A 24,936-nucleotide genomic window follows, 5' to 3' on the forward strand; every position below is an offset into this window, starting at 1 on the left:
GGAATCCTCTCTTCACGTTCGATTGGCGGCGGAACCCGGCGTTTCGGCCACGCCACTTATATCGCGCACTGCAAGCTCACGCACGGCAATGTAGCGCTCGCTACGGCGGGTACGATCCATCACCTGACCGACCAACTGGCCGCAGGCCGCATCGATGTCTTCGCCGCGCGTGGTGCGCACGGTGACATTGTGCCCGGCTTTATGCAGCAGATCCTGAAAACGGCGAATGGCATTGTTGCTCGGCCGTTCGTAACCCGAATGAGGGAAGGGATTAAACGGGATTAAATTGATCTTGCAAGGCACATCTTTGAGAAGTGCGATCATCTGCTCAGCATGCTCGGGCTTATCGTTGACGTCCTTGAGCAGGGTGTATTCGATGGTCAGCACACGTTTCTCGCCGAGACGCGAGACATAACGCTGGCAGGCCGCCAGCAACATCGCCAGCGGGTACTTCTTGTTGATCGGCACCAACTGGTTGCGCAATTCATCGTTCGGCGCATGCAGCGACAGCGCCAGGGACACATCGATGACTTCGCCGAGCTTATCGATCATCGGCACCACGCCCGAGGTGGACAGGGTCACCTTGCGTTTGGAGATGCCATAGCCGAGGTCGTCCATCATTATCTGCATGGCGGCGACCACGTTGTCGAAGTTCAGCAACGGCTCGCCCATGCCCATCATCACCACATTGGTGATGGCGCGATCGACCTTGGCCGGCACGCTACCGAACGACTTGTTGGCGATCCACACCTGACCAATCACTTCGGCGGCCGTCAGATCGCTATTGAAACCCTGCTTGCCCGTAGAGCAGAAGCTGCAATCCAGGGCGCAACCCGCCTGCGACGAGACACACAGAGTGCCGCGCGAACCTTGCGGGATATACACGGTTTCCACACAACTGCCCGACGCCACCCGCACTACCCACTTGCGCGTGCCGTCGGTGGAAATATCTTCGCTGACCACTTCCGGGCCGCGGATTTCAGCGCAGGTCTTGAGCTTCTCGCGCAAGACCTTGCTGACGTTGCTCATGGCATCGAAATCATCGACGCCAAAGTGGTGAATCCACTTCATCAACTGACCGGCACGGAAACGCTTTTCCCCGATGTCCTCGAAGAACTGTTCCATTTCTGCCTGGGTCAGACCCAGTAGATTGATTTTGCCGGTCGCTTCAGTCATGGCTTCACCCTCGCACGCGTCGCCTTAGCGAATGCGCGCGCACACCTCGGTAGCGGAGAAGAAGTAGGCGATTTCGCGAGCGGCGGACGCCTCGGAATCGGAACCATGCACCGCGTTCTCGTCGATGGAGACGGCGAAATCGGCGCGAATGGTGCCGGCAGCCGCTTCCTTCGGGTTGGTGGCGCCCATCAGCTCGCGGTTCTTGGCGATGGCATCTTCACCTTCCAGCACCTGGACGATGACCGGACCCGAGACCATGAAAGCCACCAGATCCTTGAAGAAGCCGCGTTCGCTGTGCTCGGCATAGAAACCGCCAGCTTCGCGCTCGGACAGTTGCACCATCTTCGAGGCGACGATGCGCAGACCGGCTTTTTCGAAACGGCTGACGATCTCGCCGATTACGTTCTTGGCAACAGCGTCGGGTTTGATGATGGAAAAAGTACGTTGAACAGCCATGTGGAACTCCAGAAACGGTGGGTAATACGAAAAATTAAACCCGCGGATTATACGCGGGTTAGGGGGAAAGCATAAGGGCAGCGCCAAGCCACAAGCCATAAGCCCAAGCAAGAACCAAAGTAAAAACCGCCTCGCCTGCAGCTTATGGCTGCCTCACTCCGCCTCTTCGATCCAGGCGGCCTGAATGGCTTCTAGCACTTTCTCGCCACCGCGCTGCGGATCGTCGGAAAAGTCCGGCAAGGCCAACACCCAGCTATGCAGATCGACGAAATTGACGAAACGCGGGTCGACATCGGGCTTGCTTTCCGCCAACTGGATCGCGATTTCCAGCACATCGGACCATTTGAGGCTCATGACCTGCTCCTTTGTCGAATTCTCAGTGCCCTTCGGACACTTGATTGATGGTGTACCTGGGAATTTCCACCACCAAGTCCTGCTCGGCCACCACGGCCTGACAAGACAGCCGCGAATTAGGCTCCAAGCCCCAGGCCTTGTCCAGCATGTCGTCCTCGAGCTCGTCGGAAGGCTCCATGGAGGAGAAGCCCTCACGAATCACCACATGACAGGTGGTACAGGCACAGGACTTCTCGCAGGCATGCTCGATGTCGATACCGTTGCGCAGCGCGACGTTGAGCACGGTTTCGCCCGGCTGCGCTTCGATCACCGCCCCTTCAGGACAGTGCTCGGCGTTGGGCAGAAAGATCACCTGCGGCATGCTTATTCCTCGATTTCATTAAGACTACGGCCAGCCAAGGCGGCTTTGACCGTGGCATCCAGGCGACGAGCGGCAAAGGCATCGGTCACCTGGGTCAAACGTTTGGTTTGCTGCTCGATGGCCAGGCCATCGCTGCCTGTCATCAGCTCGCGCAATTGCTGGATCTGCGCCTCGATCGCCAGACGCTCATCGGCATCCAGCAAACGCTCGCCATCGGCCTGCAAGGCGGCCTCTACCGCCTCGAGCAGACGCTGGGCATCCACCTGCTGCTCGCGCAACACGCGGGCGACCTTGTCCTCACCGGCATTGCGGAAAGAATCCTGCAACATGCGCGCGATTTCGCCATCGGTCAGCCCGTAGGACGGCTTGACCTGGATGCTCGCCTCCACGCCAGAAGCCAGCTCACGGGCCGCCACGCTGAGCAGGCCATCGGCATCGACCTGGAACGTCACGCGGATTTTCGCCGCACCGGCGACCATCGGCGGAATGCCGCGCAACTCGAAACGCGCCAGGGAGCGGCAATCGCTGATCAGCTCGCGCTCGCCCTGCAGCACATGAATCATCATGGCCGTCTGGCCATCCTTGTAGGTGGTGAAGTCCTGAGCCCGCGCCACCGGAATGGTGGTGTTGCGCGGAATGACCTTCTCCATCAATCCGCCCATAGTTTCCAGGCCAAGCGACAGCGGAATCACATCCAGCAGCAACAGCTCCTCACCCTCGCCGCGCTTGTTGCCCGCCAGGGTATCGGCCTGAATCGCGGCACCGATGGCCACCACCTGATCCGGGTCGATATCGGTCAGTGGCTGACGCGCGAACAGCTCAGCCACAGCCTGACGCACCCGCGGCACACGAGTCGAACCGCCGACCATGACCACGGCCTCGACTTCTTCCAACTCGATACCGGCATCGCGCACGGCACGCCGACAGGCCTTGAGGCTGCGGGCCAGCATCGGCTCGATCAACGCCTCGAAGCGCTGACGACTCAACTGCCCTTGCCAGGCGCCATGACTGAGCCGGGCAACGTCGCAGGTGGTCAAGGCTTCTTTGGCCGCGCAGGCCGCCTGCAGCAGACTGCGTTGCTCGCCGGGGTCGAGATCGGCAGACAAACCGGCCTGCTCGACCATCCAGCCAGCAATCGCATGATCGAAGTCATCGCCGCCCAGGGCGCTGTCGCCACCGGTGGCCAGCACCTCGAACACACCGCCGGTCAGACGCAGAATGGAGATGTCGAAGGTGCCGCCACCCAGATCATAAATCGCCACCACGCCCTCGGCATGCTGGTCCAGACCATAGGCCACGGCGGCCGCGGTCGGCTCATTGAGCAGACGCAATACATTCAGACCGGCCAGACGCGCAGCATCCTTGGTGGCCTGGCGCTGGGCGTCATCGAAGTAAGCCGGGACCGTGATGACCGCACCGACCAACTCGCCCCCCAGGGCGGCTTCGGCGCGCTGGCGCAGCACCTTGAGGATATCGGCGGACACTTCGACCGGGCTTTTCGGCCCCTGTACGGTCTCGATGAAGGGCATGTGCGACTCGCCCTCGACAAAGCGATAGGGCAACTGCTCGCCCAACTGCTTGACGTCGGCCAGACCGCGGCCCATCAGGCGCTTGACCGACAGCACGGTATTCAGCGGATCGGCCGAGGCGGCCAGCCTGGCGGCCTCGCCGACCTCGACACGATCGGCGTGATAGCGCACCGCCGACGGCAGTATGACCTGCCCCGCGGCATCGGCAATCGGCTCGGACAAACCACTGCGCAAGGCAGCGACCAATGAATTTGTGGTACCCAGGTCAATGCCCACGGCCAACCGACGCTGGTGGGGCTGGGGGCTCTGTCCGGGCTCAGCGATCTGCAGTAAGGCCATGATTAATAAATGCTTATCTGTATAGCAGGCGCGCCAGGTTGGCGCCGCGATGGTTAATCGTCGAGGCGCTCTTCCAGCTGGCGAACCTCGTGGGAAAGCTTGTCGAGAAACTGCATGCGGCGCATCAGGCGCTCGGCCTCTGCGCGACGCAGCGCATCGTCCCAACAAACGGCAAAGCGCTCGTTCAACTCATCCTGAGCGATCTTCAGGCGGCGCTTGAACGTCGCCACGCCCTGCAAGTCGGCGCTGTCCTGCAGATCTTCCAATTCTTCTCGCCAATGCATCTGCTGCAACAGGAAGTCCGGATCTTGCACCGTGACCTCCAGCGGCAATTCAGGCCCACTCAGCGCCAGCAGGTAACGCGCGCGCCTGGGTGCGCTCTTCAGCGTGCTATAGGCCTCATTGAGGCTGGCCGAATGCTCCAGCGCCAAGCGCTGCTCACGATCGGAGGCATCGGCGAAGCGGTCCGGATGGACATTGCGCGCCAGTTCGCGATAACGCACGGCCAGTTGCTCAAGATCCAGACGGAAGCTCGGCTTGAGTTCGAACAGGGCAAAATGACAAGGACTACCCACTAGGGTCTGACTCTCAGATGTTGAAGCTTTCGCCGCAGCCACATTCGCCACGCACGTTGGGATTGTTGAACTTGAAACCTTCGTTCAACCCTTCTTTGACGAAGTCCAGTTCGGTGCCGTCGAGATACACCAGGCTCTTGGGATCGATGATCACCTTGACCCCGTGAGTCTCGAACACCTGGTCTTCGCTGTCGGCTGCGTCGACGAACTCCAGCACATAAGCCAGGCCCGAGCAGCCCGTGGTGCGCACACCCAGGCGAATACCCTCACCCTTGCCACGCCCTTCAAGCGAACGCTGCACATGCTGAGCGGCAGCTTCGGTCATGCTGATAGCCATCGACAACCTCCTTAGAGCAAACCTTTCTTCTGCTTGTAATCACGCACGGCCGCCTTGATGGCGTCCTCGGCGAGTACCGAGCAATGAATCTTCACCGGCGGCAACGCCAGTTCTTCGGCGAGCTGAGTGTTCTTGATGGTTTCCGCCTCGTCCAGGGTCTTGCCCTTCATCCACTCGGTGGCGAGGGAGCTGGAAGCGATCGCGGAACCGCAGCCATAGGTCTTGAACTTGGCGTCTTCGATGACACCCTGCTCGTTGACCTTGATCTGCAAGCGCATTACGTCACCGCAGGCCGGCGCACCGACCATGCCGGTACCGACATCGGGGTCTTCGGCATCCATCTTGCCAACATTGCGCGGATTTTCGTAATGGTCAATGACCTTTTCACTGTAAGCCATGCGGTTATTCCTCTCTCATCAGGGACTGCTCAACGGCAGCTTTAGTGTGCCGCCCACTCGACTTTGGACAGATCAACACCCTCTTTGAACATATCCCACAGCGGCGACAATTCGCGCAGCTTGGTGACCGCCTCGCAAACCTTCTGCGCGGCGTAGTCGACTTCGTCTTCGGTGGTGAAGCGGCCGAAGGTGAAACGGATCGAGCTGTGCGCCAGTTCGTCGTTACGACCCAGGGCGCGCAATACGTACGACGGCTCCAGCGAAGCAGAAGTACAGGCCGAGCCCGAGGATACCGCCAGATCCTTGAGCGCCATGATCAACGACTCGCCTTCGACATAGTTGAAGCTGAGGTTGAGGTTGTGCGGCACCCGCGAGGTCATGCTGCCGTTGACATACAGCTCCTCCAGGCCATCGACCTGGGCGAAGAAACGGTCGCGCAAGGCCTGGATGCGTTGGTTTTCCTGGGCCATTTCTTCCTTGGCGATACGGAAGGCCTCGCCCATGCCGACGATCTGGTGAGTCGCCAGGGTGCCGGAGCGCATACCGCGCTCATGGCCACCGCCATGGGTCTGGGCTTCCAGGCGCACCCGCGGCTTGCGTCGCACGTAAAGCGCGCCGACGCCCTTGGGCCCATAGGTCTTGTGCGCCGAGAAGGACATCAGGTCGACCTTGAGCTTCTCCAGATCGATTGCCACCTTGCCGGTGGACTGCGCAGCATCGACGTGGAAGAACACACCGCGCGAGCGGGTCAATTCACCGATACCGGCGATGTCATTGATGGTGCCGATCTCGTTGTTCACATGCATGATCGACACCAGAATGGTGTCCTCGCGCAGCGCTGCCTCGACCATGGCCGGCGTGATCAGGCCGTCTTCACCCGGCTCGATATAGGTTACCTCGAAGCCTTCGCGCTCCAGCTGGCGGGTGGTATCCAATACCGCCTTGTGCTCGATCTTCGAGGTCACGATGTGCTTGCCCTTGCCACTGTAGAAATGGGCAATGCCTTTGATCGCCAGGTTGTCCGACTCGGTGGCACCGGAAGTCCAGACGATCTCGCGCGGGTCGGCATTGACCAGCTCGGCGACCTGACGACGACCGTTCTCGACAGCCTCCTCGGCCTTCCAGCCAAACACATGGGAGCGCGATGCCGGATTGCCGAAGTTGCCATCGACCAGCAAACACTCACTCATTTTCTGCGCCACTCGCGGATCGACCGGAGTGGTGGCGGAATAATCGAGGTAAATCGGCAATTTCATTAATCTTCTCCTAATCAGGTTTCTGGCCACGCGGGCCGGCACCCTACGTTCAATCGACGGTGGATGCTTCTATCTTGTCCAGGTGCGGCATCTTGCCATTGCTGCGGCGCTGATCCTGACTCTGCGCGATTTCCTGCACTTCGCGGCGCATCACCAGGTCAGCCAAACTGATACTACTGAGGAATTCATGAATCCGCTGGCTCAGGTCGCACCACAAATGATGAGTCAAGCAGGTATCACCGCCATGGCAATCGCCCTGCCCTTGACAGCGCGTGGCATCGACCGATTCATTGACCGCATCGATCACCTCTACCACCTGAATGCCCCGCATGTCGCGCGACAGCTGATAACCACCACCAGGCCCACGCACGCTGGAAACCAGATTGCCGCGACGCAGCTTGGCAAACAGTTGCTCGAGGTAGGACAGGGATATCCCCTGACGCTCGGAAATGTCCGCAAGGGACACCGGCCCATGCTGAGCATGCAACGCCAGGTCGAGCATGGCGGTAACGGCGTAACGGCCTTTGGTGGTCAGACGCATGGAGGGTTACCAGAGAGTCGCGATTTGCGGCGAGTATGCAATTCCCGAGTATTCAAGTCAACTATAAGACCCAGGGTCTTACTCGGGATTAAGCGCAAATCGGAGGCCGCGCAGCATAGCAAACCGCTCACCTTGACGCATCAAGCCCAGAGATTGTGAAAATCCCGGGCGCCGTCACGAGAGCGGCCCCAGGCGTTCGCGGCAGGTGCGCTCGCAGTAGGCGAGCGCTTTTTCACAAGCCCTCAGGCTTGCCATCCTGCTCCTTGCACACACCGACGAAGTCCTCATCACGCAGTGCCGGCAACTCCTTGGCGCGATAGTCGCTGCCCAGTTCGTTAAGCGCCCTGCACATGCCCTCCAGGCGCCCATCGACCGCCTGCAAATGATCGAGCAACTGACCGATGGCGCGCGCCACCGGATCCGGCATATCCTGGCCGACACCATAGGCATCGAAGCCCAGCTTTTCCGCCATGGCCTGGCGCTTGGCTGCCTGCTCGTCATCCACCTTGGCGATAACCCGCCCGGGAATACCGACCGCGGTCGCCCCCGCCGGCACCTCTTTGGTCACCACCGCATTGGAGCCGATCTTGGCTCCCGCGCCCACCGTGAACGGCCCGAGCACCTTGGCGCCCGCCCCCACGACCACGCCATCTTCCAGCGTCGGATGACGCTTGCCCTTGTTCCAACTGGTACCGCCCAGGGTCACCCCCTGATACAGGGTCACATCGTTGCCGATTTCGGCCGTCTCGCCGATGACGATGCCCATGCCATGGTCGATAAAGAAGCGCCGACCGATCTTCGCCCCCGGATGGATCTCGATCCCGGTCAGCCAGCGCCCCAGATTGGACACCACCCGCGCCAACCACTTCCAACCGGACGTCCACAGCACATGGGCCAGACGATGCAACCAGACCGCATGCAGCCCCGGGTAGCAGGTAACCACCTCGAACGCATTGCGCGCCGCCGGATCGCGATGGAATACGCTCTGGATATCTTCCCGCATGCGCTCAAACATCAGTTTCCCCCTGCTTATGGTGCTCACCACGCGCGGCCTTGACGGTTTCCGTCAGAATGCCACGCAAGATATTCATTTCCAGCTTACTGATACCACTGCGACCGTACAGGCGCCGCAAGCGGCTCATCAAGTGCCGCGGCTTGGCCGGATCGAGAAAGCCGATCTCGACCAGAGCCTGCTCCAGGTGCGCATAGAAGGATTCCAGCTCATCGGCCGTCACCGGCTGCGCATTGAGTATGGCCGTGGTTTCCAGCTTGGCCGTCTTGGTCGGCTTATTTTGCGCCGCCAACCACGCCATGCGCACCTCGTAGGCCAGCACCTGCACCGCCGCAGCGAGGTTCAGCGAGCTGAACTCGGGATCCGACGGAATGTGCACGTGAAACTGGCAACGCTGCAACTCCTCGTTGGTCAGCCCGGCATACTCGCGGCCGAACACCAGCGCCACCTCCCCCCCCTGCATCGACTGCTCGCACGCGGCTACCCCACACTCGCGCGGGTCGAGCAACGGCCAGGGAATGCGGCGGTCTCGCGCACTGGTGCCCAGCACCAGACTGCAACCGACCAGCGCCTCCTCAAGCGTGCCGACCACCTGCGCAGCCTCGAGCACATCGGTCGCACCCGAGGCGCGAGCCACCGCATCGCCACTGGGGAAGTCCAGCGGATCGACCAGCACCAAACGCGACAGACCCATGTTTTTCATGGCGCGCGCAGCACCACCGATATTGCCGGGATGACTGGTATTGACCAAAACCACTCGAATATTTTGCAGCAACGCAAGCGCTCACATGGACAACCAAGGGCAGCAAAGCTTACAGAACCGCCCAAGGTATTGCCATGCAAGACACAGACGGCACTTCATCCACCAACCTTTTCTGCTAATATGGCCGGCTTTCTTTAACGACCCAGGTGAATCATCCATGCAGCCCATGCTGAATATCGCCCTGCGCGCAGCCCGCAGCGCCGGTGAAATGATCTTTCGCTCGATCGAACGCTTGGACGTCATCTCGGTCGACGAGAAAGATGCCAAGGATTACGTGACCGAGATCGATCGCTCCGCCGAGCAATTGATCATCCAGGCGCTGCGCAAGGCGTACCCGACCCACGGCTTCCTCGGCGAAGAAAGCGGCCTGACCGAAGGCAGCGGCGACGGCGCCGACTACCTGTGGATCATCGACCCGCTGGACGGCACCACCAACTTCATCCGCGGCGTGCCACATTTCGCCGTCAGCCTGGCCTGCAAATACCGCGGTCGCCTGGAGCACGCCGTGGTAATCGACCCGGTACGCCAGGAAGAATTCACCGCCAGCCGCGGCCGTGGCGCCGCCCTCAACGGCCGCCGCCTGCGCGTCAGCTCACGCAAGAGCCTGGAAGGCGCCCTGCTCGGCACCGGCTTCCCGTTCCGCGACAGCCAGCTCGACAACCTGGAAAACTACCTGGGCATGTTCCGCAACCTGGTTGGCCAGACGGCCGGCGTTCGTCGTGCGGGCGCCGCCAGCCTCGACCTGGCCTACGTGGCCGCAGGCCGTTTCGATGCCTTCTGGGAATTCGGCCTGTCCGAATGGGACATGGCAGCCGGCGCCCTGCTGATTCAGGAAGCAGGCGGTCTGGTCAGCGACTTCACCGGCGGCCACGAATTCCTCGAGAAAGGCCAGATCGTCGCCGGCAACACCAAGTGCTTCAAGGCCGTTCTGACGGCCATCCAGCCGCATCTTTCCGCCTCAATGAAACGCTGATTGCGCGATAAATAAAAAACCGGCCAACGGCCGGTTTTTTATTACCCAGAAAAAAGCGCCCCGCAGGACGCTTTTCCATTGGCAGGGTTACTCGGCCGTTTCGGCCAAGACCAACTGCCCGTCCTTGACCGGAATCCGACTGCCCGGATCGTTGTCCATGCGCACCCGCCCTTCTTTACCATCCAACTGATACTTCACGTCATAACCGATCACTTCCTCGCTGGTATCGGTCACGGTACGGCAGCGGTTTTCAGTGGTGGTATAAGTGGCTCCGGCCTGCATATTTTCCTGCACCTTGTTACCGGCGTAACCGCCACCGACGGCGCCGGCCACGGTGGCGATCTTCTTGCCAGTGCCGCCACCGACCTGATTACCCAGCAAACCGCCAACGACCGCACCGATAGCCGTACCGGCAATCTGATGCTGATCCTTTACCGGCTTTTGCCGGGTCACGGTGACGTCCTCACAGACTTCACGCGGCGTCTTGATCGTTTCCTTGATCGGCTGCACGGCTAGAACTTCCGCGTACTCGGGGCCACTTATCAAACTATAAGTTGCGACCGCGCCGCCTGCCGTCACACCGACAGCACCCAGCACAGCACCAACGAGCATTGATTTGTTCATGAGAACTCCTGATTTTCACTTATTCGGCGCACGGGCCTGATCTCCGAACCTTGGACCGCGGCGATGTCCAGCAAGTTCAACACCCGCGCACAGCGCCCGCCCAGCCAAACTCAGGGCCGCTCGTCGACCTCTTCGGTCGCCACCGGCGGAATCAGATCCTCGACCGTCAAGTCGAGCCAAATCAGCGCCGCGTTGGAGATATAGATCGACGAATAGGTACCCACCAGCACGCCCACGAACAGCGCAAACGCGAAGCCGAATAAGTTGTCGCCGCCAAAGATCAACAAGGCACCAATCGCCAGCAGGGTCGAGATCGAGGTAGCCAGGGTGCGCAACAGGGTTTGCGTGGTGGAGATGTTGATGTTTTCGATCAAGCTGGCCTTGCGCAACACCCGGAAGTTTTCGCGCACCCGGTCGAATACCACGATGGTGTCGTTCAACGAATAACCGATGATCGCCAGCAACGCCGCCAGTACCGTGAGGTCGAAGGTGACCTGGAAGAACGACAGAATGCCCAGGGTGACGATGACGTCATGCACCAGCGAGACGAAGGCACCCACCGAGAACTTCCACTGAAAACGGAAAGCCAGGTACAGCATGACCCCGCCCAGCGCCAGGAGCATGCCCAGACCGCCCTGGTCACGTAGCTCCTCACCCACCTGCGGCCCGACGAACTCGACCTTCTTCACCTGGAGCCTGTCGCCCCCCTGCTGCAGCACGGCGGCGATCTTGTTGCCCAACTCCGGGTCATCGCCCTGCATGCGCACCACCACCTCGGTGGTGGCACCAAAGCTCTGCACCACCGCACCACCATAGTCGGCGCCCGCCAGCTGCTGGCGAATGTTGCCGAGGTCTGCCGGCTGCTCATAGGCCAGTTCGATCTGCGTACCGCCGGTAAAGTCCAGGCCGAAATTCAGGCCTTTGATGACCAGACTGCCCAACGCGATAAAGGTCACGATCAGGGTGAGGACGAGCGCAATCTTGCGCACGCCCATGAAGTTAATTACACGACTCATCTCAGCCCCTTAAATCCACAACTTCTTCAGGTCACGCCCGCCGAAGCTCAGGTTGACCATGGCTCGCGTCACCAGAATGGCGGTGAACATCGAGGTGAGAATGCCCAGCGACAGCGTCACCGCAAAGCCTTTGACCGGACCGGTACCCATGGCGAAGAGAATCCCCCCCACCAACAACGTGGTCAGGTTGCCGTCGACAATCGCCGAATAGGCGCGATCGAAGCCCTCATGAATGGCCCGCTGCACCGACATGCCATTGGCGATTTCCTCGCGAATCCGCGAGAAGATCAGCACGTTGGCATCGACCGCCATACCCATGGTCAGCACGATACCGGCGATACCCGGCAACGTCAGAGTAGCGCTGAGCAGCGACATCAGCGCCAGCAACAGCACCATGTTGAAACCCAGGGCAATGGTCGCCAGCACCCCGAAGACGCGGTAGATGGCGATCATAAACAGCGATACGAAGAGCATGCCCCAGAGCGAGGCATCGACACCCTTGGCGATGTTGTCGGCGCCCAGGCTCGGGCCTATGGTGCGCTCCTCGGCGAAGTACATGGGCGCCGCCAGGCCACCGGCACGCAGCAGCAATGCCAGCTCGGTCGACTCGCCCGGACCATCGAGACCGGTAATGCGGAACTGGCTGCCCAGCGGCGACTGAATGGTCGCCAGGCTGATGATCTTCTTCTCTTCGACGAAGCTCTGGATGGCGACTTCTTTCTCGACCCCGTCGACCACCTGGCGCAGGTAACGCACGGTCGGTTTCTGCTCGATGAAGATCACCGCCATGCTGCGCCCGACATTGCTGCGCGTCGCCCGGTTCATCAACTCGCCGCCATGCCCATCCAGACGGATATTGACCTGCGGGCTGCCATTCTCGTCGAAGCTGGCCTGGGCGTCGGTCACCTGATCGCCGGTGATGATCAGCTCACGCTCCAACTCGGCAGGCGGACGCCCCTCCTCACGGAACTCGAAGGTCTCGGTCGAGGCCCGCGACGCATCGGGAGCGGCAGCCAGGCGGAACTCGAGGTTGGCCGTCTTGCCCAGAATGCGCTTGGCCTCGGCGGTATCCTGCACGCCCGGCAACTCGACCACGATACGGTTGGCACCCTGACGCTGAACCAAGGGTTCGGCCACGCCCAACTCGTTGACCCGATTGCGCACGGTGGTCAGGTTCTGCTTGATCGAGTATTCGCGGATTTCCGCGAGCTTGGCCTGGCTCAGGGTCAAGCGCAGCACCTGCAAATCGTTACGCTCGAGCGCATTCAACTCGAAATCGGAGAATTCCTTGCGAATCAGGCTCTCGGCCTTTTCCAGGGTTGCCACGTCGACGAAACCCAGCTGAATCGCACCGTCGAGCTCAGGCAGACTGCGGTAGCGCACGCGCTCCTTGCGCAGCACGCTCTTGACTTCACCCTCGTAGACCTTGCGCCGCGCATCCAGCGCCTTGTCCATATCCACTTCCAGCAGGAAGTGCACACCACCGGACAAGTCCAGACCCAGCTTCATCGGCCCCGCGCCCAGGTTACGCAACCAATCGGGGGTGGTTTGCGCGAGGTTCAAGGCAACCACGAACTCCTCGCCCAAGGCCTTGCGCACCACATCCTTGGCCGGCAGCTGATCGGCCTGACTGGTCAACCGGAGCAAGCCGGCACGGCCCTGCGCGGCCAGGCTCGACGCCTTGACCTCAATCCCTGCCGCCTGCAAAGCACGAGTGGCGCGCTCCAGATCGGCCTGCTCGACCTGCATGGCCGTACTGTTGCCACTGATCTGGATTGCCGGATCATCTGGATACAGGTTGGGCGCGGAATAAAGAAAGCCGATAGCCAGCACAGCCAGGATCAGCAGGTACTTCCAGATAGGGAATCTATTGAGCATGACGCCGCCCGTTATGACGCGGGGCGCCTTAAGCGCCCCGTCGGATGGTAAGAGTGTGCAGCTTAAATGGCTTTCAGCGTGCCCTTGGGCAGGGTCGCGGCGATAGCCACTTTCTGAATCTTCAGCTCGACGGTGTCGGACACTTCCAGCACCACGAAGTCATCGCTGACCTTGGCCACTTTGCCGGCGATACCGCCGCTGGTCACGACCTCATCACCTTTCTGCAGGGTGCCGAGCAGGTTCTTGTGCTCTTTGGCGCGCTTGGCCTGGGGGCGCCAGATCATCAGGTAGAAGATGACCAGAAAGCCGACCAGAAACACCCACTCGAAACCGGAACCAGCCGGACCGGCCGGGGCGGCGCCATCGGCATAAGCCATAGGGATCAAAAAGCTCATGTAACACTCCTGTTGGAAACTGTTTATTAATAACGTTGATTATCAGTCCAGCGGCGGGACCGGCAGGCCACGACGGGTATAGAAGGCATCGACAAAGGCGGCCAATGTACCCTGTTGGATAGCCTCGCGCAAACCAGCCATCAGCCGCTGATAGTGACGTAAGTTGTGGATTGTATTCAGCATGCTGCCCAGCATTTCGCCACATTTATCCAAATGGTGCAGGTAGGCACGGGAGAAATGTTTGCAGGTGTAACAATCACAGCTCGCATCGAGCGGCGAGTCGTCATGTCGGTGCAACGCATTGCGAATCTTCAGCACTCCGCTCTCGACGAACAGATGGCCATTGCGTGCATTGCGGGTCGGCATCACGCAGTCGAACATGTCGACGCCACGGCGCACGCCCTCGACCAGATCCTCCGGCTTGCCGACCCCCATCAGGTAGCGCGGCTTGTCCGCCGGCAGCTGGGCGGGCAGATAGTCCAGCACGCGGATCATCTCTTCCTTCGGCTCGCCGACCGACAGCCCGCCAATCGCCAGACCGTCGAAATCCAGCGCATTCAAGCCCTCCAGCGAACGCATGCGCAACTCTTCATGCATGCCACCCTGAACGATGCCGAACAGCGCCGCCGTGCTGTCGCCGTGCGCCTCCTTCGAGCGCTTGGCCCAGCGCAGCGAGAGTTCCATGGAACGCTTGGCCACATCGAATTCGGCCGGATAAGGCGTGCACTCGTCGAAGATCATCACGATGTCCGAACCCAGATCGCGCTGCACCTGCATCGACTCCTCCGGCCCCATGAACACCTTGGCGCCATCCACCGGCGAGGCGAAATACACCCCCTCCTCCTTGATCTTGCGCATCGCCCCCAGGCTGAACACCTGAAAGCCACCGGAGTCGGTGAGGATCGGCCCCTGCCACTGCATGAAATCGTGCAGATCGCCGTGACGCTTGATCACCTCGGTGCCCGGCCGCAGCCACAGATGAAAGGTATTGCCGAGGATCATCTGCGCGCCTATCGCCTCGATGTCGCGCGGCAACATGCCCTTGACCGTGCCATAGGTGCCCACCGGCATGAATGCCGGCGTCTCGACCACGCCACGGGGAAAGGTAAGGCGCCCGCGCCGCGCCTTGCCATCGGTCGCCAGCAATTCGAAAGACATCCGGCAGGTGCGCGTCATAGGTGATCCTCTGGCCCGCGTGGCGCGGGGTTGCGGGTGATGAACATGGCGTCGCCATAACTGAAGAAGCGATAGCCTTCGGCGACCGCACTTTTATAGGCCGCCATGGTTTCGGGGTAACCGGCGAACGCCGACACCAGCATCAACAGGGTCGATTCCGGCAAATGGAAATTGGTCACCAGGGCATCGACCACATGCAGCGGCCGGCCCGGATAGATAAAGATATCGGTATCGCCACTGAAGGCCTTGAGCACGCCATCGCGCGCCGCGCTTTCCAGCGAGCGCACGCTGGTGGTGCCGACCGCCACCACACGCCCGCCACGAGCACGGCAGGCCGCGACGGCATCGACCACCTCCTGGCCGACCTCCAGCCACTCGCTGTGCATGTGGTGATCCTCGATGCGCTCGACCCGCACCGGCTGAAAAGTACCGGCGCCGACGTGCAGGGTCACGAAGGCACTCTCGACCCCCATCCCGGCAATGCTCGCCAGCAACGCCTGATCGAAATGCAGGCCCGCAGTCGGCGCCGCCACCGCACCGGTGCGCTCGGCATATACGGTCTGATAACGCTCGCGGTCGGCGGCATCGTCCGGGCGGTCTATATAAGGAGGCAGCGGCATATGGCCGACCCGCTCGAGCAACGGCAAAACCGCCTCGGCAAAGCGCAACTCGAACAGCGCGCCATGCCGCGCCAGCATCTGCGCCTCGCCACCGCCATCGAGCAGAATCATCGAACCCGGCTTGGGCGACTTGCTCGAGCGCACATGGGCCAGGACCCGATGACTGTCCAGCACCCGCTCGACCAACACCTCGAGCTTGCCGCCGGACGCCTTCTGCCCGAACAGCCGCGCAGGAATCACCCGGGTGTTGTTGAACACCATCAAGTCGCCGGGGCGCAAATACTCCAGCAGATCACTGAACTGACGGTGCGCCAGCGCACCACTGGGCCCATTCAGCACCAGCAAACGGCTGGCGCGGCGCTCGGCGAGCGGATGGCGGGCAATAAGAGCGTCAGGCAGCTCGAAATCAAAGTCGGCAACGCGCATGTTCGGCAGGGGTCGTCTAGCAGGGCGGCAAAGCTTACCGGAAATAGTGCAATCTGACCACGCAAGTGGATTGACCGAGACCCGAGGCATCCCTATACTTCGCCGCCATTGTGCCCCGGTGGCGGAACCGGTAGACGCGGCGGATTCAAAATCCGTTTTCGAAAGAAGTGGGAGTTCGAGTCTCCCCCGGGGCACCATACAAACATCTCAGGACGTACCGAAACGACCTGAAACCCTAGAGAACCGGCCATCTGAGCCGGTTTTTTATTGCCTGCAATTCCCCACCCCTCCCTTGCAAGCCCGAAGTTTTAGGGGCAATCTTTGTGGCAGATCGAGTTCGATAGTTTTTCTTGCCCCTACGAGGCCGCCGCCATGCCGCGCAAAGCCACGCCCTTGACTGATTCTGCCCTGAAAGTCGCCAAGCCCAAGGACAAGCCCTACAAGCTGAGCGACGGCCAAGGGCTTTACCTGGAAGTCATGCCGACAGGTTCCAAGCTGTGGCGGCTCAAGTTTCGATTCAACGGCAAGGAGAACCGCTTGTCTTTGGGGGCATATCCGAACGTGCCCCTACAGCAAGCTCGCAGAAAGCGCGACGAAGCTCGCCAACTGCTGGCCGAAGGGAAAGACCCCAGCGCCGAACGCCTGGCAGAGAAGGAAGCCCAACAGAGCAACGGGCTGACCTTCGAAACGCTGGCCCGGGAGTGGCACGCGTACCGGGCGCCGCGCTGGGCACAATCAACCGCCGCCAAGTCCGCCGCTTACATGGAGTCTGACTTGCTGCCAGCGCTTGGTCATAGACCAGTAAAGGCCATCACCCGCCCCGAGCTGGTGGCACTGATTCGCAAGATCGAAGACCGCGGCGCGCACAACGTGGCGAAAAAGGCTCGCCAGTGGCTGAGCCAGATATTCCGCTTTGGACTGGCGCAGGGCTCGGTAGAGGCAAACCCCGCGACGGACCTGGACGTTATTGCCGCACACGCACCCACCACCCGGCACCACCCGCACGTCACCTTTTCCGAGCTTCCCGAACTGCTGGGCAAGATCGAAGCGGCCAACATCAACACCTTGACCCGGCTCGCCATCCGCCTGCTGGTACTGACTGCCGTGCGCCCGGGCGAACTGCGCTCCGCGCCCTGGGCCGAGTTCGACCTGGACACCGCTACCTGGACAATTCCCGCCGAACGCATGAAAGCCCGCCGCGCCCATGTGGTGCCATTGCCCCGCCAGGCCGTCGCCACCCTGCGCCAGCTCCAAGAAATCACCGGAGGCTATGACCTGGCCTTTGCCGGACGCAACAACACCGCCAGGCCAATGAGTGAGAACACGGTAAACAAGGCATTGAAGACAGCCGGCTACGAACGCCGCCAAACCGGCCACGGCTTCCGTCACCTGCTGAGCACCGAACTGAACGGGCGTGGCTATAACCGCGACTGGATTGAACGCCAGCTTGCCCACGGCGACGATAACGAGATGCGCGCCACTTACAACCACGCCAACTACCTGGACCAGCGCCGGAATATGATGCAAGCGTGGGCCGATTCGATAGACGCGCTGTGCGCTGGCGCCAACGTGGTGAGCATCAAGCGCAAGGCTTAACGGTTTTGGCTGGCCTAGCCCGACGGGGCTAAAAGCAGTTTTCCCACCAGCCTGACTAGCCGATTAATTCAAGATGGAAGCGCCTGGGAGGCGTTGCAATGAGCCGTGGATTCCTTACATTCGACCCCTTCAGAACATTCGCTGAAGGGGAGAAAGGCGTTAGAGAAAAAATCTTTGTCACTGCCGACGGAACACCTACTGAAAGTAAATGTTACGGAAAAAGTCGTGATGGAAAAGTCTATCTACTAGCCGCTTGGCGAATCGGGCAGGAGGCATATTCAATAGTTGCAGATAGGCTTGGGCAACAACCGACGATCTCTGATTTCGTGGAAATTGCTGAAGCTATAAGAGCACTGGAAGCAACCATAGCTCATAGCGCACAGGACGTGACAGATGACGACACGGATCAGAGTAAAGATAAAAACTCAGAATCATTATCTGACGTGGAAACGATTGTAGATGGCTCGCCAGAAAAATCGTTTCTGTTGGCCTGCACGCAAGCGCTCATGCCAAAAATTATTTTTGAGCCAAACATGGTCAAAGACCTACCAGACTTTGACGCTCTTCTGTCGGCTGCCGCCGTTATGAAAATTGACGGCTACATTCTTTGTGAGCAGCTGGGCAGCTCAGACCAAGACTTATACCTCCAAGATATAATGACATACGCAACCGCAGCAAAACTCTTCAAGCAAACCCTGACGATTGCACAGGAGGTAATAAGTGCGCAGGGCAAAAAATCCGCGACCGCAAGACATAAGCAAACAAACGAACAGAAGGCGATCGCCCTGAACGAATGGGACGCCCGAGGCAACACATACAGCAGTAGTGCAGCCTTTGCTCGCTTCTGCCACAAGAAATATGGGGTTACTGAACGAACCTTATGTGACTGGGTCCGAGAGCACCGTAAAACCAAGACTTAACCCATCCGGTCTGCGCGCAAACTGTACAGCCTGCACGCAGACCGGACTGCTACTACCTCGCTTCGCCGTATTCAATACCAGTCGTGTTCAACAAAGCCCGAGAGGCACACGACATGCCGTACAAGACCCATTCACAGCCTCACCAAGACACGAAAGCAGAACTTGAGCATCGCTCGCAGGCTGCCAAAAACCACCGCTTTATCAAATTGGCCAAAGTGAAAGACTGCACTAGCCTTTCAACGTCCGAGATTTACCGGCGCATTGCAGCCGGCACCTTCCCCGCTCAAGTCACTCTTGGCCCGAAGTCTGTTGCCTGGATCGAAACCGAGGTGCTGGCCTGGTGTGATTCGCTGGTTGCACAGCGTGGGGAGACCGCATAAATGACGGACAAAAATAAGGCCGACCAATCGGCCAGCCACAAGAAAACGCACACCCATGATACCAGCAGCACCGCGCAACGCAGCCGCTTGCTTGGGCGTCTGCGCTTGCAACCGGTGGACACCATCACGGCGCGCAGTGAGCTGAACACCATGATGCCGGCAGCCCGCGCAAAAGAGCTGCACGACCGTGGGCACGATATCTGCCGTCATCTCATCACCCTGACTGACGATTACGGCCGCACCCATAACGGCATCGCGCTGTACTTCCTTGGCACCAACACCACCCCCGCCCAAGCCGAGGTTTAACCCATGCAAATTCAAAACGGCGCTAGCCCGCCGACGCCGAAGGCTTGCCAAAATTTAGCCCGCCTCTACCTGTTCACCATCACGCTCGCTGCTGCTGATCTGTGTCTGCTGTCCGTTTTGGAGGTACTGCTGTGGAGTGCGTAAGCCAATACCGTGACGCCCTGCAAGCCCACTATGGCCCGCTTGATTGGCACCCTATACCAGACGGCATCATCCACCGCTTCCGTGTGCCAGGCGACAAGCCCGGCACCCTGAACGGCGCCTATCAGCTTTTCCCCGACGGCATTGCCTCGGGCTGGTTCGGCACTTGGAAGAATGCCGGCAACTGGCACACCTGGAGCAGCCGCAAGCCCGCCGATCACGTGGAGGCTCAGTTGATCCGCCAGCGCAATGAGCAGGCCAAACGCCATCGTGAGGTCGAGCAGCATCAGCGCCAGCAGGCCGCCGCCAAATATGCCAACAGGCAATGGAGTGAGGCACAGCCCGCCGCCGACGATCACCCGTACCTGATCCGCAAGCGATTGCAGCCGCACAATCTACGCCAGCGTGGTGACGTGCTGCTGGTGCCGCTGTTGCGTGATCAGGTACTGGTGAACCTGCAACGTATCCACCCGGACGGCACCAAGCGCTTTCTGTCCGGCGGCATGGTCAAGGGCTGCTGTTCGCTTATCGGCACCATCACCCCCGGCCAACCGCTGTACATCTGCGAAGGCTGGGCGACCGGCGCCACGATTCATGCAGACACCGGGGCCGCCGTCGCCTGCGCCATGAATGCCGGCAACCTGCTGGAAGTCGGGCAACGGCTCCAGCGCCAGCACCTCGACGCCGTGCTGATCGTAGCCGGCGACGACGACCGCATGACTGACGGCAACCCCGGACGCAGTGCCGCTATCAAAGCCGCTGCCACCCTTGGCTGTGGCCTGGTGCTGCCGCCGTGGTCGGGTGCCGAGCCGCTGACCCTCACCGACTTCAACGACCTAGCCAACTGGAGGGCTGAGCAATGACGGCAGCGACAGTTACCCCGCTGGTGCCCAAGGCGATGCCCGCGCCTGACCTGATCGCAGACGCGCTCGCCAAGCTCAAGCAAGACCCCGGCGCCCTGTTCGAGCCGGAAATGCTGAATCTGTTGCGCCAGACCCGCAAATCCGATCCTGCCCGCTGGGCGCGCATTCGTCACACTGCCAAAGAGACTAAATCGGTAAACCTGGCCGAACTGAACAAGCTGACCAGCGACAGAGCTCACGACAGCGCCGAAGGTGACACCGAGATATTCCCAGAGGTGACGCTATGGCCTGACCCCGTAGAGGGGGGCGAGCTGCTGGAAGACTTGGCTATCATCATTCGCCGCCATGTAATAGCCGACCCGGCCACTATCCACGCTGCCGCGCTATGGGCTGGGACAACGCACCGATGGAGCGTGTGTTCCGCAGCTTGAAAACCGAATGGATACCGACCCTGGGTTACAGAACTGCCCATGAAGCCCAGCGTGATATCAGTCATTATTTGATGCATCGGTACAACTGGATTCGACCCCACCAACTCAATGGTGGGCTGGCCCCAGCTCAGGCCGAGAAAAAGCTTAACGTCGTGTCCGAGATTAGTTGACCACTACAAGGGTTCGGCCGAACTCGCTCTGCAGGATGTCGTTGACGTTGTGGATAATGAAATCGACCACTTCCACCGGGGGGTAGACGATGCCCGGGCGCTCGGCCATGCGGGTGAGGCATTACGGAAGAACTTGTCGTACAGCTCGACGATGATTTTCTGTTTGCCTTCGGCGTTGTCGACACCATCGGCGCACATTTTCACGCTGTCGTAAAAGCGCTGGAGGGTGAACGAGCAGCGACGAAAGCAGAGGCTTGGAGCCTGACAAAGTCTGTCATTCAAACTGCCATTTCCGAGCTAGAAATCCAGAGTTTCTTTAGCAATACGAGAGCGTGCGCGAGGTACGGCAAGATCACTGCAAGCCACCAGTCTGAAAACAGCGGGAAGGGAGCGCTACCGCTGGCCAGGTTGGCTTTTGCTGGCATTGGTCGGGAATAATCCGAGCCGCTGAAGGGATCTTGAGGGGGGGGGGGTAGGTAAGCAAGTTGATCAGTTGGCCAAGAACGTCCATAAAGCGTCAGCTTGCTCACGGAGCTTGAGAGCCGGCGCTTGGGATATGAGCAAGTGGAAACCATGGTGATGTCCGTCACTAATAAGCACTAGCATGGGCGCAGGTGTGGCTTATGCCACACGCCCTACCTAACCCGATTCATCGCAGCGATCACAATCAGTAGGCTTAATTGCAATTCGTGTAGACCGTCGACCCACCATAAGAAGAGCTTGTACAGTTTATGCTTTGGCTTGGGCTGGCCGCTGGCGTCGGCGCTGATTGAAAACTGCGGGCACGATCAAGGCTTTGGTTATTGTTGTCATTGATCATTTGGATGGCTCCCATGACACTTCTATCTGAAGCCTCGCGCCGCTGCTGAGCCAATGCAGCCTCTGCACGCTCATCACTTGCGGCATTAGATAGCTCTTCGCGTTTATCCTCAGCGCTCTGCCGATGCAGCAGCAGCAAGCAATTGCCAAACTCAGGCGTGTTTGGGGCGAACCCAAAATCCTGCTGGCATGTTGCTTTTGCGCTCTGAATATTCGCCTTCATTTGTTGTCTTTTGGCGTCGGCCATTTGCTGATTTTTTAGCGCTTCATCCTTCGCGCTGATGCACTGAAAATTCAAATCAGCCTTTGCGTAGCGAGCCGGGCCAGATGGCTCTGACGATATCTTCCCTATGAATGGCGGAGCACCAGTACCTTGACAGAACTGGTCGATTTTTTTACGGCACGCCTCGATTGCATTGTCCGCTGAAAAATCAAAAAAGCTCCCGATGGCACTGCATTCATAACGATCTGCACTCAGCGTGTTAATCGTGCCGGAGGCACAGCCAGTCAAAAGCGCGAATGCTCCAGCAGCAAAAATAATCTTCATTTCTTTCTTCCTGAAATCATCAAATAACCGGAATGGCACTCAGACGCCTCCCCCCTCTGTCGCTAATTGATTCAGCACCACATGAGATCTAAAAGCAGTAGATTTATACTCTGTAGATGCTAACACGAGGGGCGGGCACCCTATCAAGCATGACATCTGCCTCCCCCTCCTCCGCTCGGCATCGCATCTCTTGCAACCTCAAGCGCCTGCGCCTTGAGCGCGGACTAAGCCAGGAAAAAGCGGCGGAGCTTGCCGACTTTCACCGTACCTACGTTTCCCAGCTTGAACGCTGCGTCACCAACATTAGCATTGATGGTCTGGAGCGCTTGGCACATGCGCTGGAAGTGGACGTTCTTGAGTTATTACAACCTATCGAGTCAGCAGCGGTGTCGGCTGATCTGGGGGCATAGTCCCGTCATCAGACCGCTTTGCAGCAGGCGGGTAATGAAAGTGCCGGTGCCGGTAAAGGGGTCGATGATATGCACGCCATCGCCGCCCAGAGTTTGGCCGAACTCGCTTTGCAGGATGTCGTTGACGCTGTGGATGATGAAATCCACCACTTCCACCGGGGTGTAGACGATGCCCAGGCGCTCGGCCATGCGAGGGAAGGCATTGCGGAAGAACTTGTCGTACAGCTCGACGATGATTTTCTGTTTGCCTTCGGCGTTGTCGTTACCATCGGCGCGCATTTTCACGCTGTCGTAAAAGCCCTGGAGGGTGAACGAGCAGCGACGACAGCAGATGCTTGGGCCTGACAAAGCCTGTCATTCAAACGGCCATTTCCGAGCTAGAAATTCAGAGTTTCGGCAGCAATACGAGAGAGTGAGCGACGTACGGCAAGATCACGGCAAAGCCACAGCCCAGAAATCGGCGGAAAGGGAGCGTTACCGCTGGTCGGGTTGGCATTTGCTGGCATTGGTAGGACATAATCCGCGCCGCAGGGGGAGGCACTTTTCTTTTTGGGGGCAGATTTGGGGGCATGACAAAACCGACCACACTGGAAAAGCTAGCAACCACGGCACGCACAGCGACTGGTTCGAGTCTCCCCCGGGCACCATTAAATCCCTCTCGTTGCTTTAACGTCCCAAGCAACAGACAACAACTTGCAGTGCATACCCTCGCATCGGCAAGCACAGCAAAAAACCCTTGTTCCGACACCAGCAAAACTTCCCGCGTCACGACTGAAACACAGTCCCGGCGGGGGTTGGCATTTGCCTTTGAGTTAGCGTAGAGTGCTTTGCACTGTGTTTGCATGGGTCGCCGTAAATCGTGGCCTGGTGCAGTAGATCGTCCAGATCCGCTACATCCCGTTCGACGTCGCATTACTCCTTGCAACCAGTCTCAGCCCTCTATTGTTGGAGGCTGCCATTAACTCCAGGTTCAAGGATACAAGACATGTCGAATCGTCAGCACGGTACCGTCAAGTGGTTTAACGACGAGAAGGGTTTTGGTTTCATCACGCCAGAAAGCGGCCCGGATCTATTCGTGCACTTCCGCGCGATCGAGGGCAGCGGCTTCAAGAGCCTGAAAGAAGGTCAGAAAGTCAGCTTCGTTGCCGTACAAGGTCAAAAAGGCATGCAGGCCGACCAGGTTCAAGTCCAGGAATAACCCTGCTGCTTTGAACAACCCCTGATGGCAACGTCAGGGGTTTTTTTATGCTCACGAATACCGCGAATCGCATCCTCAAGACCTAGCACCCTAATTGCATAGCGAGCCCACCATGCCCAAACACCTGCTGCGCCCGCAGGGTGACTTCCCCGCCGCCGGCCTGACCCGCCGCCTGGCCGCCAGCTTCTATGACTTGCTGCTGTGCCTGGCTCTGCTGATCGTCGTGACCTTTGCCTACAAGCTGATCCTGATGGGCTTCTACGGCGAAGCGCAACTCAAGCAGCTCTCCGATGCCGGCGCACTGGATGGCGACCCGTTACTCTCCACCCTGCTGGTACTCAGCCTGTTTGGCTTCTTCGCCAAGTTCTGGACGCACAGCGGCCAGACCCTGGGCATGCAGGTGTGGGGCATTCGCATCCAGAACGCCGACGGCACGGCCATCGGTCTATGGCAGGCATTGCTGCGCTTTCTGGTCTCTATCGCCTCCTGGCTATGCCTGGGCCTGGGTTTTTTCTGGGTGCTCTGGGACAGGGACAAGCGCAGCTGGCATGACATCTATTCCGCCAGCCGCACCGTGCATCTGCCGAAGAATATCCATAAGAACAAGCCGTAGAAAAACCAAAAAAGCCGGCTCAGCGCCTAATGCCGATCAGTTAAGCCCTCTTGCTTGACCTTTGGCCGCAAGAAATCAAAATCCGATGCCAGTATTGGCATCGGATTTTTTTATGCGTCTCGCTCGGGCACTGGAACTCACCCACAACATCGCCTCCACTCCCAGCGCAATCGAGGGACTGGATGCCTTACTCGATCCTTCTTTGGTCGAGCAGGCACTCGAGCAGGCAGGTGTAGCGACCCTGCGCAAGCGGCGTTTGCCGCTGGAAATGATGCTCTGGTGCGTAATCGCCATGGCGTTTTTCCGGCGCATGTCGGCGTGGGATGTGGTCAGCCGC

At 59.6% G+C, this 24,936-nt stretch carries 31 protein-coding genes, 1 tRNA gene and 3 pseudogenes; 14 read left to right on the forward strand and 21 right to left on the reverse strand.

All coding sequences use genetic code 11. The features are described from left to right. Positions 1–12: 12 nt before the first annotated feature. The 12 genes from rlmN to trmJ form a co-directional block, all read right to left on the reverse strand. Complete coding sequence (rlmN, locus tag BM315_RS19290) at positions 13–1,176, reverse strand: dual-specificity RNA methyltransferase RlmN (RefSeq protein ID WP_090504335.1); 1,164 nt, start codon at positions 1,174–1,176, stop codon at positions 13–15. A 24-nt stretch (positions 1,177–1,200) separates the two neighbouring features. Next, complete coding sequence (gene ndk / locus BM315_RS19295) at positions 1,201–1,632, reverse strand: nucleoside-diphosphate kinase (RefSeq protein WP_090504340.1); 432 nt, start codon at positions 1,630–1,632, stop codon at positions 1,201–1,203. A gap of 153 nt (positions 1,633–1,785) precedes the next feature. After that, on the reverse strand, positions 1,786–1,986 hold the full coding sequence (gene iscX, locus BM315_RS19300; RefSeq protein ID WP_090504343.1) for a Fe-S cluster assembly protein IscX: 201 nt from the start codon (positions 1,984–1,986) through the stop codon (positions 1,786–1,788). 22 nt (positions 1,987–2,008) lie between these two features. Further along, positions 2,009–2,347 carry an ISC system 2Fe-2S type ferredoxin gene (fdx, locus tag BM315_RS19305; protein WP_090504345.1) on the reverse strand — a complete coding sequence of 113 codons (339 nt, stop codon included), beginning with the start codon at positions 2,345–2,347 and terminating at the stop codon, positions 2,009–2,011. Between the two features lie 2 nt (positions 2,348–2,349). Further along, positions 2,350–4,215, reverse strand: coding sequence for a Fe-S protein assembly chaperone HscA (gene hscA / locus BM315_RS19310; RefSeq protein ID WP_090504348.1), 1,866 nt, complete (start codon positions 4,213–4,215; stop codon positions 2,350–2,352). A gap of 53 nt (positions 4,216–4,268) precedes the next feature. Then, positions 4,269–4,790 (reverse strand): co-chaperone HscB, encoded by a 522-nt coding sequence (gene hscB, locus BM315_RS19315; protein WP_090504350.1) that lies wholly within the window; start codon positions 4,788–4,790, stop codon positions 4,269–4,271. A gap of 13 nt (positions 4,791–4,803) precedes the next feature. After that, on the reverse strand, positions 4,804–5,127 hold the full coding sequence (gene iscA / locus BM315_RS19320) for an iron-sulfur cluster assembly protein IscA (protein ID WP_090504353.1): 324 nt from the start codon (positions 5,125–5,127) through the stop codon (positions 4,804–4,806). 11 nt (positions 5,128–5,138) lie between these two features. Then, positions 5,139–5,525 (reverse strand): Fe-S cluster assembly scaffold IscU, encoded by a 387-nt coding sequence (gene iscU, locus BM315_RS19325; RefSeq protein ID WP_040261926.1) that lies wholly within the window; start codon positions 5,523–5,525, stop codon positions 5,139–5,141. Positions 5,526–5,566: 41 nt separating this feature from the next. Next, positions 5,567–6,781, reverse strand: coding sequence for an IscS subfamily cysteine desulfurase (locus tag BM315_RS19330; protein WP_090504355.1), 1,215 nt, complete (start codon positions 6,779–6,781; stop codon positions 5,567–5,569). A 49-nt stretch (positions 6,782–6,830) separates the two neighbouring features. After that, positions 6,831–7,322, reverse strand: coding sequence for a Fe-S cluster assembly transcriptional regulator IscR (gene iscR / locus BM315_RS19335; protein ID WP_090504358.1), 492 nt, complete (start codon positions 7,320–7,322; stop codon positions 6,831–6,833). Positions 7,323–7,554: 232 nt separating this feature from the next. Further along, positions 7,555–8,337, reverse strand: coding sequence for a serine O-acetyltransferase (gene cysE / locus BM315_RS19340; RefSeq protein ID WP_090504361.1), 783 nt, complete (start codon positions 8,335–8,337; stop codon positions 7,555–7,557). Further along, positions 8,330–9,109: a tRNA (cytosine(32)/uridine(32)-2'-O)-methyltransferase TrmJ gene (gene trmJ, locus BM315_RS19345; protein WP_090504364.1), complete on the reverse strand. Its 780-nt coding sequence runs from the start codon at positions 9,107–9,109 to the stop codon at positions 8,330–8,332. The genes cysE and trmJ overlap by 8 nt, the downstream gene beginning before the upstream one ends. 145 nt (positions 9,110–9,254) lie before the next feature. Here trmJ and suhB point away from each other — a divergent pair, with 145 nt between their 5' ends. Beyond that, positions 9,255–10,070, forward strand: a complete 816-nt coding sequence (gene suhB / locus BM315_RS19350) for a type III secretion system regulator SuhB (RefSeq protein ID WP_090504367.1) — start codon at positions 9,255–9,257, stop codon at positions 10,068–10,070. 87 nt (positions 10,071–10,157) lie between these two features. Here suhB and BM315_RS19355 read toward each other — a convergent pair whose 3' ends face one another. The 6 genes from BM315_RS19355 to queA form a co-directional block, all read right to left on the reverse strand. After that, positions 10,158–10,694 (reverse strand): glycine zipper 2TM domain-containing protein, encoded by a 537-nt coding sequence (locus tag BM315_RS19355; RefSeq protein ID WP_090504370.1) that lies wholly within the window; start codon positions 10,692–10,694, stop codon positions 10,158–10,160. A gap of 110 nt (positions 10,695–10,804) precedes the next feature. Continuing rightward, positions 10,805–11,710 (reverse strand): protein translocase subunit SecF, encoded by a 906-nt coding sequence (gene secF, locus BM315_RS19360; protein WP_090504374.1) that lies wholly within the window; start codon positions 11,708–11,710, stop codon positions 10,805–10,807. 9 nt (positions 11,711–11,719) lie between these two features. Further along, positions 11,720–13,588, reverse strand: coding sequence for a protein translocase subunit SecD (gene secD / locus BM315_RS19365; RefSeq protein ID WP_090504377.1), 1,869 nt, complete (start codon positions 13,586–13,588; stop codon positions 11,720–11,722). Positions 13,589–13,650: 62 nt separating this feature from the next. Continuing rightward, positions 13,651–13,983 carry a preprotein translocase subunit YajC gene (yajC, locus tag BM315_RS19370; RefSeq protein WP_090504380.1) on the reverse strand — a complete coding sequence of 111 codons (333 nt, stop codon included), beginning with the start codon at positions 13,981–13,983 and terminating at the stop codon, positions 13,651–13,653. Between the two features lie 42 nt (positions 13,984–14,025). Continuing rightward, positions 14,026–15,141, reverse strand: a complete 1,116-nt coding sequence (tgt, locus tag BM315_RS19375) for a tRNA guanosine(34) transglycosylase Tgt (protein WP_170862263.1) — start codon at positions 15,139–15,141, stop codon at positions 14,026–14,028. A 14-nt stretch (positions 15,142–15,155) separates the two neighbouring features. Next, positions 15,156–16,205, reverse strand: coding sequence for a tRNA preQ1(34) S-adenosylmethionine ribosyltransferase-isomerase QueA (gene queA, locus BM315_RS19380; RefSeq protein ID WP_090504386.1), 1,050 nt, complete (start codon positions 16,203–16,205; stop codon positions 15,156–15,158). Between the two features lie 112 nt (positions 16,206–16,317). On the opposite strand from queA, the gene BM315_RS19385 reads away from it, so the two are divergent. From BM315_RS19385 to BM315_RS19420, 9 genes and pseudogenes are all read left to right on the forward strand, one after another. Continuing rightward, positions 16,318–16,402 (forward strand) — tRNA-Leu (locus BM315_RS19385). 175 nt (positions 16,403–16,577) lie between these two features. Then, positions 16,578–17,801: a tyrosine-type recombinase/integrase gene (locus tag BM315_RS19390; protein WP_090504389.1), complete on the forward strand. Its 1,224-nt coding sequence runs from the start codon at positions 16,578–16,580 to the stop codon at positions 17,799–17,801. A 98-nt stretch (positions 17,802–17,899) separates the two neighbouring features. Further along, positions 17,900–18,721, forward strand: a complete 822-nt coding sequence (locus BM315_RS24435; RefSeq protein WP_141123982.1) for a hypothetical protein — start codon at positions 17,900–17,902, stop codon at positions 18,719–18,721. A gap of 113 nt (positions 18,722–18,834) precedes the next feature. Next, positions 18,835–19,101, forward strand: coding sequence for a helix-turn-helix transcriptional regulator (locus tag BM315_RS19400; protein WP_244527329.1), 267 nt, complete (start codon positions 18,835–18,837; stop codon positions 19,099–19,101). Then, entirely contained in the window at positions 19,102–19,407 is a 306-nt protein-coding gene (locus BM315_RS19405) for a helix-turn-helix domain-containing protein (protein WP_090504396.1), read from the forward strand. Between the two features lie 3 nt (positions 19,408–19,410). Continuing rightward, positions 19,411–19,551, forward strand: a complete 141-nt coding sequence (locus BM315_RS24710; RefSeq protein ID WP_170862262.1) for a hypothetical protein — start codon at positions 19,411–19,413, stop codon at positions 19,549–19,551. Beyond that, entirely contained in the window at positions 19,539–20,411 is an 873-nt protein-coding gene (locus tag BM315_RS19410; protein ID WP_090504399.1) for a toprim domain-containing protein, read from the forward strand. The genes BM315_RS24710 and BM315_RS19410 overlap by 13 nt, the downstream gene beginning before the upstream one ends. Continuing rightward, positions 20,408–20,842: a hypothetical protein gene (locus BM315_RS19415; RefSeq protein WP_212632975.1), complete on the forward strand. Its 435-nt coding sequence runs from the start codon at positions 20,408–20,410 to the stop codon at positions 20,840–20,842. Before BM315_RS19410 ends, BM315_RS19415 begins: the two co-directional genes overlap by 4 nt. Beyond that, positions 20,803–21,012, forward strand: a pseudogene (locus BM315_RS19420) (integrase core domain-containing protein); the annotation flags it as partial. The gene BM315_RS19415 and the pseudogene BM315_RS19420, both read left to right, overlap by 40 nt. A gap of 7 nt (positions 21,013–21,019) precedes the next feature. On the opposite strand, the pseudogene BM315_RS25565 reads toward BM315_RS19420, so the two are convergent. Further along, a pseudogene (locus BM315_RS25565) lies at positions 21,020–21,240 on the reverse strand (hypothetical protein); the annotation flags it as partial. 448 nt (positions 21,241–21,688) lie between these two features. Continuing rightward, entirely contained in the window at positions 21,689–22,378 is a 690-nt protein-coding gene (locus BM315_RS19430) for a hypothetical protein (RefSeq protein ID WP_090504402.1), read from the reverse strand. Between the two features lie 149 nt (positions 22,379–22,527). Between BM315_RS19430 and BM315_RS19435 the strand changes: the two genes are divergently transcribed. Continuing rightward, complete coding sequence (locus BM315_RS19435) at positions 22,528–22,788, forward strand: helix-turn-helix domain-containing protein (protein ID WP_090504415.1); 261 nt, start codon at positions 22,528–22,530, stop codon at positions 22,786–22,788. Positions 22,789–22,794: 6 nt separating this feature from the next. Here the strand turns inward: BM315_RS19435 and BM315_RS19440 are convergent. Next, positions 22,795–23,097 (reverse strand): annotated as a pseudogene (locus BM315_RS19440) (hypothetical protein); the annotation flags it as partial. A gap of 676 nt (positions 23,098–23,773) precedes the next feature. Here BM315_RS19440 and BM315_RS19445 point away from each other — a divergent pair. The 3 genes from BM315_RS19445 to BM315_RS19455 all read left to right on the forward strand — a co-directional run. Next, positions 23,774–23,986, forward strand: coding sequence for a cold-shock protein (locus BM315_RS19445; RefSeq protein ID WP_090504405.1), 213 nt, complete (start codon positions 23,774–23,776; stop codon positions 23,984–23,986). A gap of 112 nt (positions 23,987–24,098) precedes the next feature. Further along, positions 24,099–24,599, forward strand: a complete 501-nt coding sequence (locus BM315_RS19450) for an RDD family protein (protein WP_090504407.1) — start codon at positions 24,099–24,101, stop codon at positions 24,597–24,599. A 112-nt stretch (positions 24,600–24,711) separates the two neighbouring features. Continuing rightward, the coding region (locus BM315_RS19455) for a transposase domain-containing protein (RefSeq protein ID WP_170862170.1) at positions 24,712–24,936 on the forward strand (225 nt) is incomplete at its 3' end.

This window comes from Pseudomonas borbori, from assembly GCF_900115555.1.
GTDB lineage: Bacteria > Pseudomonadota > Gammaproteobacteria > Pseudomonadales > Pseudomonadaceae > Aquipseudomonas > Aquipseudomonas borbori.

Bases quoted from the DNA above. Each gene is read 5' to 3' on its own strand.
- rlmN (WP_090504335.1), bottom strand. From the start codon at position 1,176: ATGACTGAAGCGACCGGCAAAATCAATCTACTGGGTCTGACCCAGGCA.
- ndk (WP_090504340.1), bottom strand. From the start codon at position 1,632: ATGGCTGTTCAACGTACTTTTTCCATCATCAAACCCGACGCTGTTGCC.
- iscX (WP_090504343.1), bottom strand. From the start codon at position 1,986: ATGAGCCTCAAATGGTCCGATGTGCTGGAAATCGCGATCCAGTTGGCG.
- fdx (WP_090504345.1), bottom strand. From the start codon at position 2,347: ATGCCGCAGGTGATCTTTCTGCCCAACGCCGAGCACTGTCCTGAAGGG.
- hscA (WP_090504348.1), bottom strand. From the start codon at position 4,215: ATGGCCTTACTGCAGATCGCTGAGCCCGGACAGAGCCCCCAGCCCCAC.
- iscA (WP_090504353.1), bottom strand. From the start codon at position 5,127: ATGGCTATCAGCATGACCGAAGCTGCCGCTCAGCATGTGCAGCGTTCG.
- iscU (WP_040261926.1), bottom strand. From the start codon at position 5,525: ATGGCTTACAGTGAAAAGGTCATTGACCATTACGAAAATCCGCGCAAT.
- BM315_RS19330 (WP_090504355.1), bottom strand. From the start codon at position 6,781: ATGAAATTGCCGATTTACCTCGATTATTCCGCCACCACTCCGGTCGAT.
- iscR (WP_090504358.1), bottom strand. From the start codon at position 7,322: ATGCGTCTGACCACCAAAGGCCGTTACGCCGTTACCGCCATGCTCGAC.
- cysE (WP_090504361.1), bottom strand. From the start codon at position 8,337: ATGTTTGAGCGCATGCGGGAAGATATCCAGAGCGTATTCCATCGCGAT.
- suhB (WP_090504367.1), top strand. From the start codon at position 9,255: ATGCAGCCCATGCTGAATATCGCCCTGCGCGCAGCCCGCAGCGCCGGT.
- BM315_RS19355 (WP_090504370.1), bottom strand. From the start codon at position 10,694: ATGAACAAATCAATGCTCGTTGGTGCTGTGCTGGGTGCTGTCGGTGTG.
- secF (WP_090504374.1), bottom strand. From the start codon at position 11,710: ATGAGTCGTGTAATTAACTTCATGGGCGTGCGCAAGATTGCGCTCGTC.
- secD (WP_090504377.1), bottom strand. From the start codon at position 13,588: ATGCTCAATAGATTCCCTATCTGGAAGTACCTGCTGATCCTGGCTGTG.
- yajC (WP_090504380.1), bottom strand. From the start codon at position 13,983: ATGAGCTTTTTGATCCCTATGGCTTATGCCGATGGCGCCGCCCCGGCC.
- tgt (WP_170862263.1), bottom strand. From the start codon at position 15,141: ATGTCTTTCGAATTGCTGGCGACCGATGGCAAGGCGCGGCGCGGGCGC.
- queA (WP_090504386.1), bottom strand. From the start codon at position 16,205: ATGCGCGTTGCCGACTTTGATTTCGAGCTGCCTGACGCTCTTATTGCC.
- BM315_RS19390 (WP_090504389.1), top strand. From the start codon at position 16,578: ATGCCGCGCAAAGCCACGCCCTTGACTGATTCTGCCCTGAAAGTCGCC.
- BM315_RS24435 (WP_141123982.1), top strand. From the start codon at position 17,900: ATGAGCCGTGGATTCCTTACATTCGACCCCTTCAGAACATTCGCTGAA.
- BM315_RS19400 (WP_244527329.1), top strand. From the start codon at position 18,835: ATGCCGTACAAGACCCATTCACAGCCTCACCAAGACACGAAAGCAGAA.
- BM315_RS19405 (WP_090504396.1), top strand. From the start codon at position 19,102: ATGACGGACAAAAATAAGGCCGACCAATCGGCCAGCCACAAGAAAACG.
- BM315_RS24710 (WP_170862262.1), top strand. From the start codon at position 19,411: ATGCAAATTCAAAACGGCGCTAGCCCGCCGACGCCGAAGGCTTGCCAA.
- BM315_RS19415 (WP_212632975.1), top strand. From the start codon at position 20,408: ATGACGGCAGCGACAGTTACCCCGCTGGTGCCCAAGGCGATGCCCGCG.
- BM315_RS19430 (WP_090504402.1), bottom strand. From the start codon at position 22,378: ATGAAGATTATTTTTGCTGCTGGAGCATTCGCGCTTTTGACTGGCTGT.
- BM315_RS19435 (WP_090504415.1), top strand. From the start codon at position 22,528: ATGACATCTGCCTCCCCCTCCTCCGCTCGGCATCGCATCTCTTGCAAC.
- BM315_RS19445 (WP_090504405.1), top strand. From the start codon at position 23,774: ATGTCGAATCGTCAGCACGGTACCGTCAAGTGGTTTAACGACGAGAAG.
- BM315_RS19450 (WP_090504407.1), top strand. From the start codon at position 24,099: ATGCCCAAACACCTGCTGCGCCCGCAGGGTGACTTCCCCGCCGCCGGC.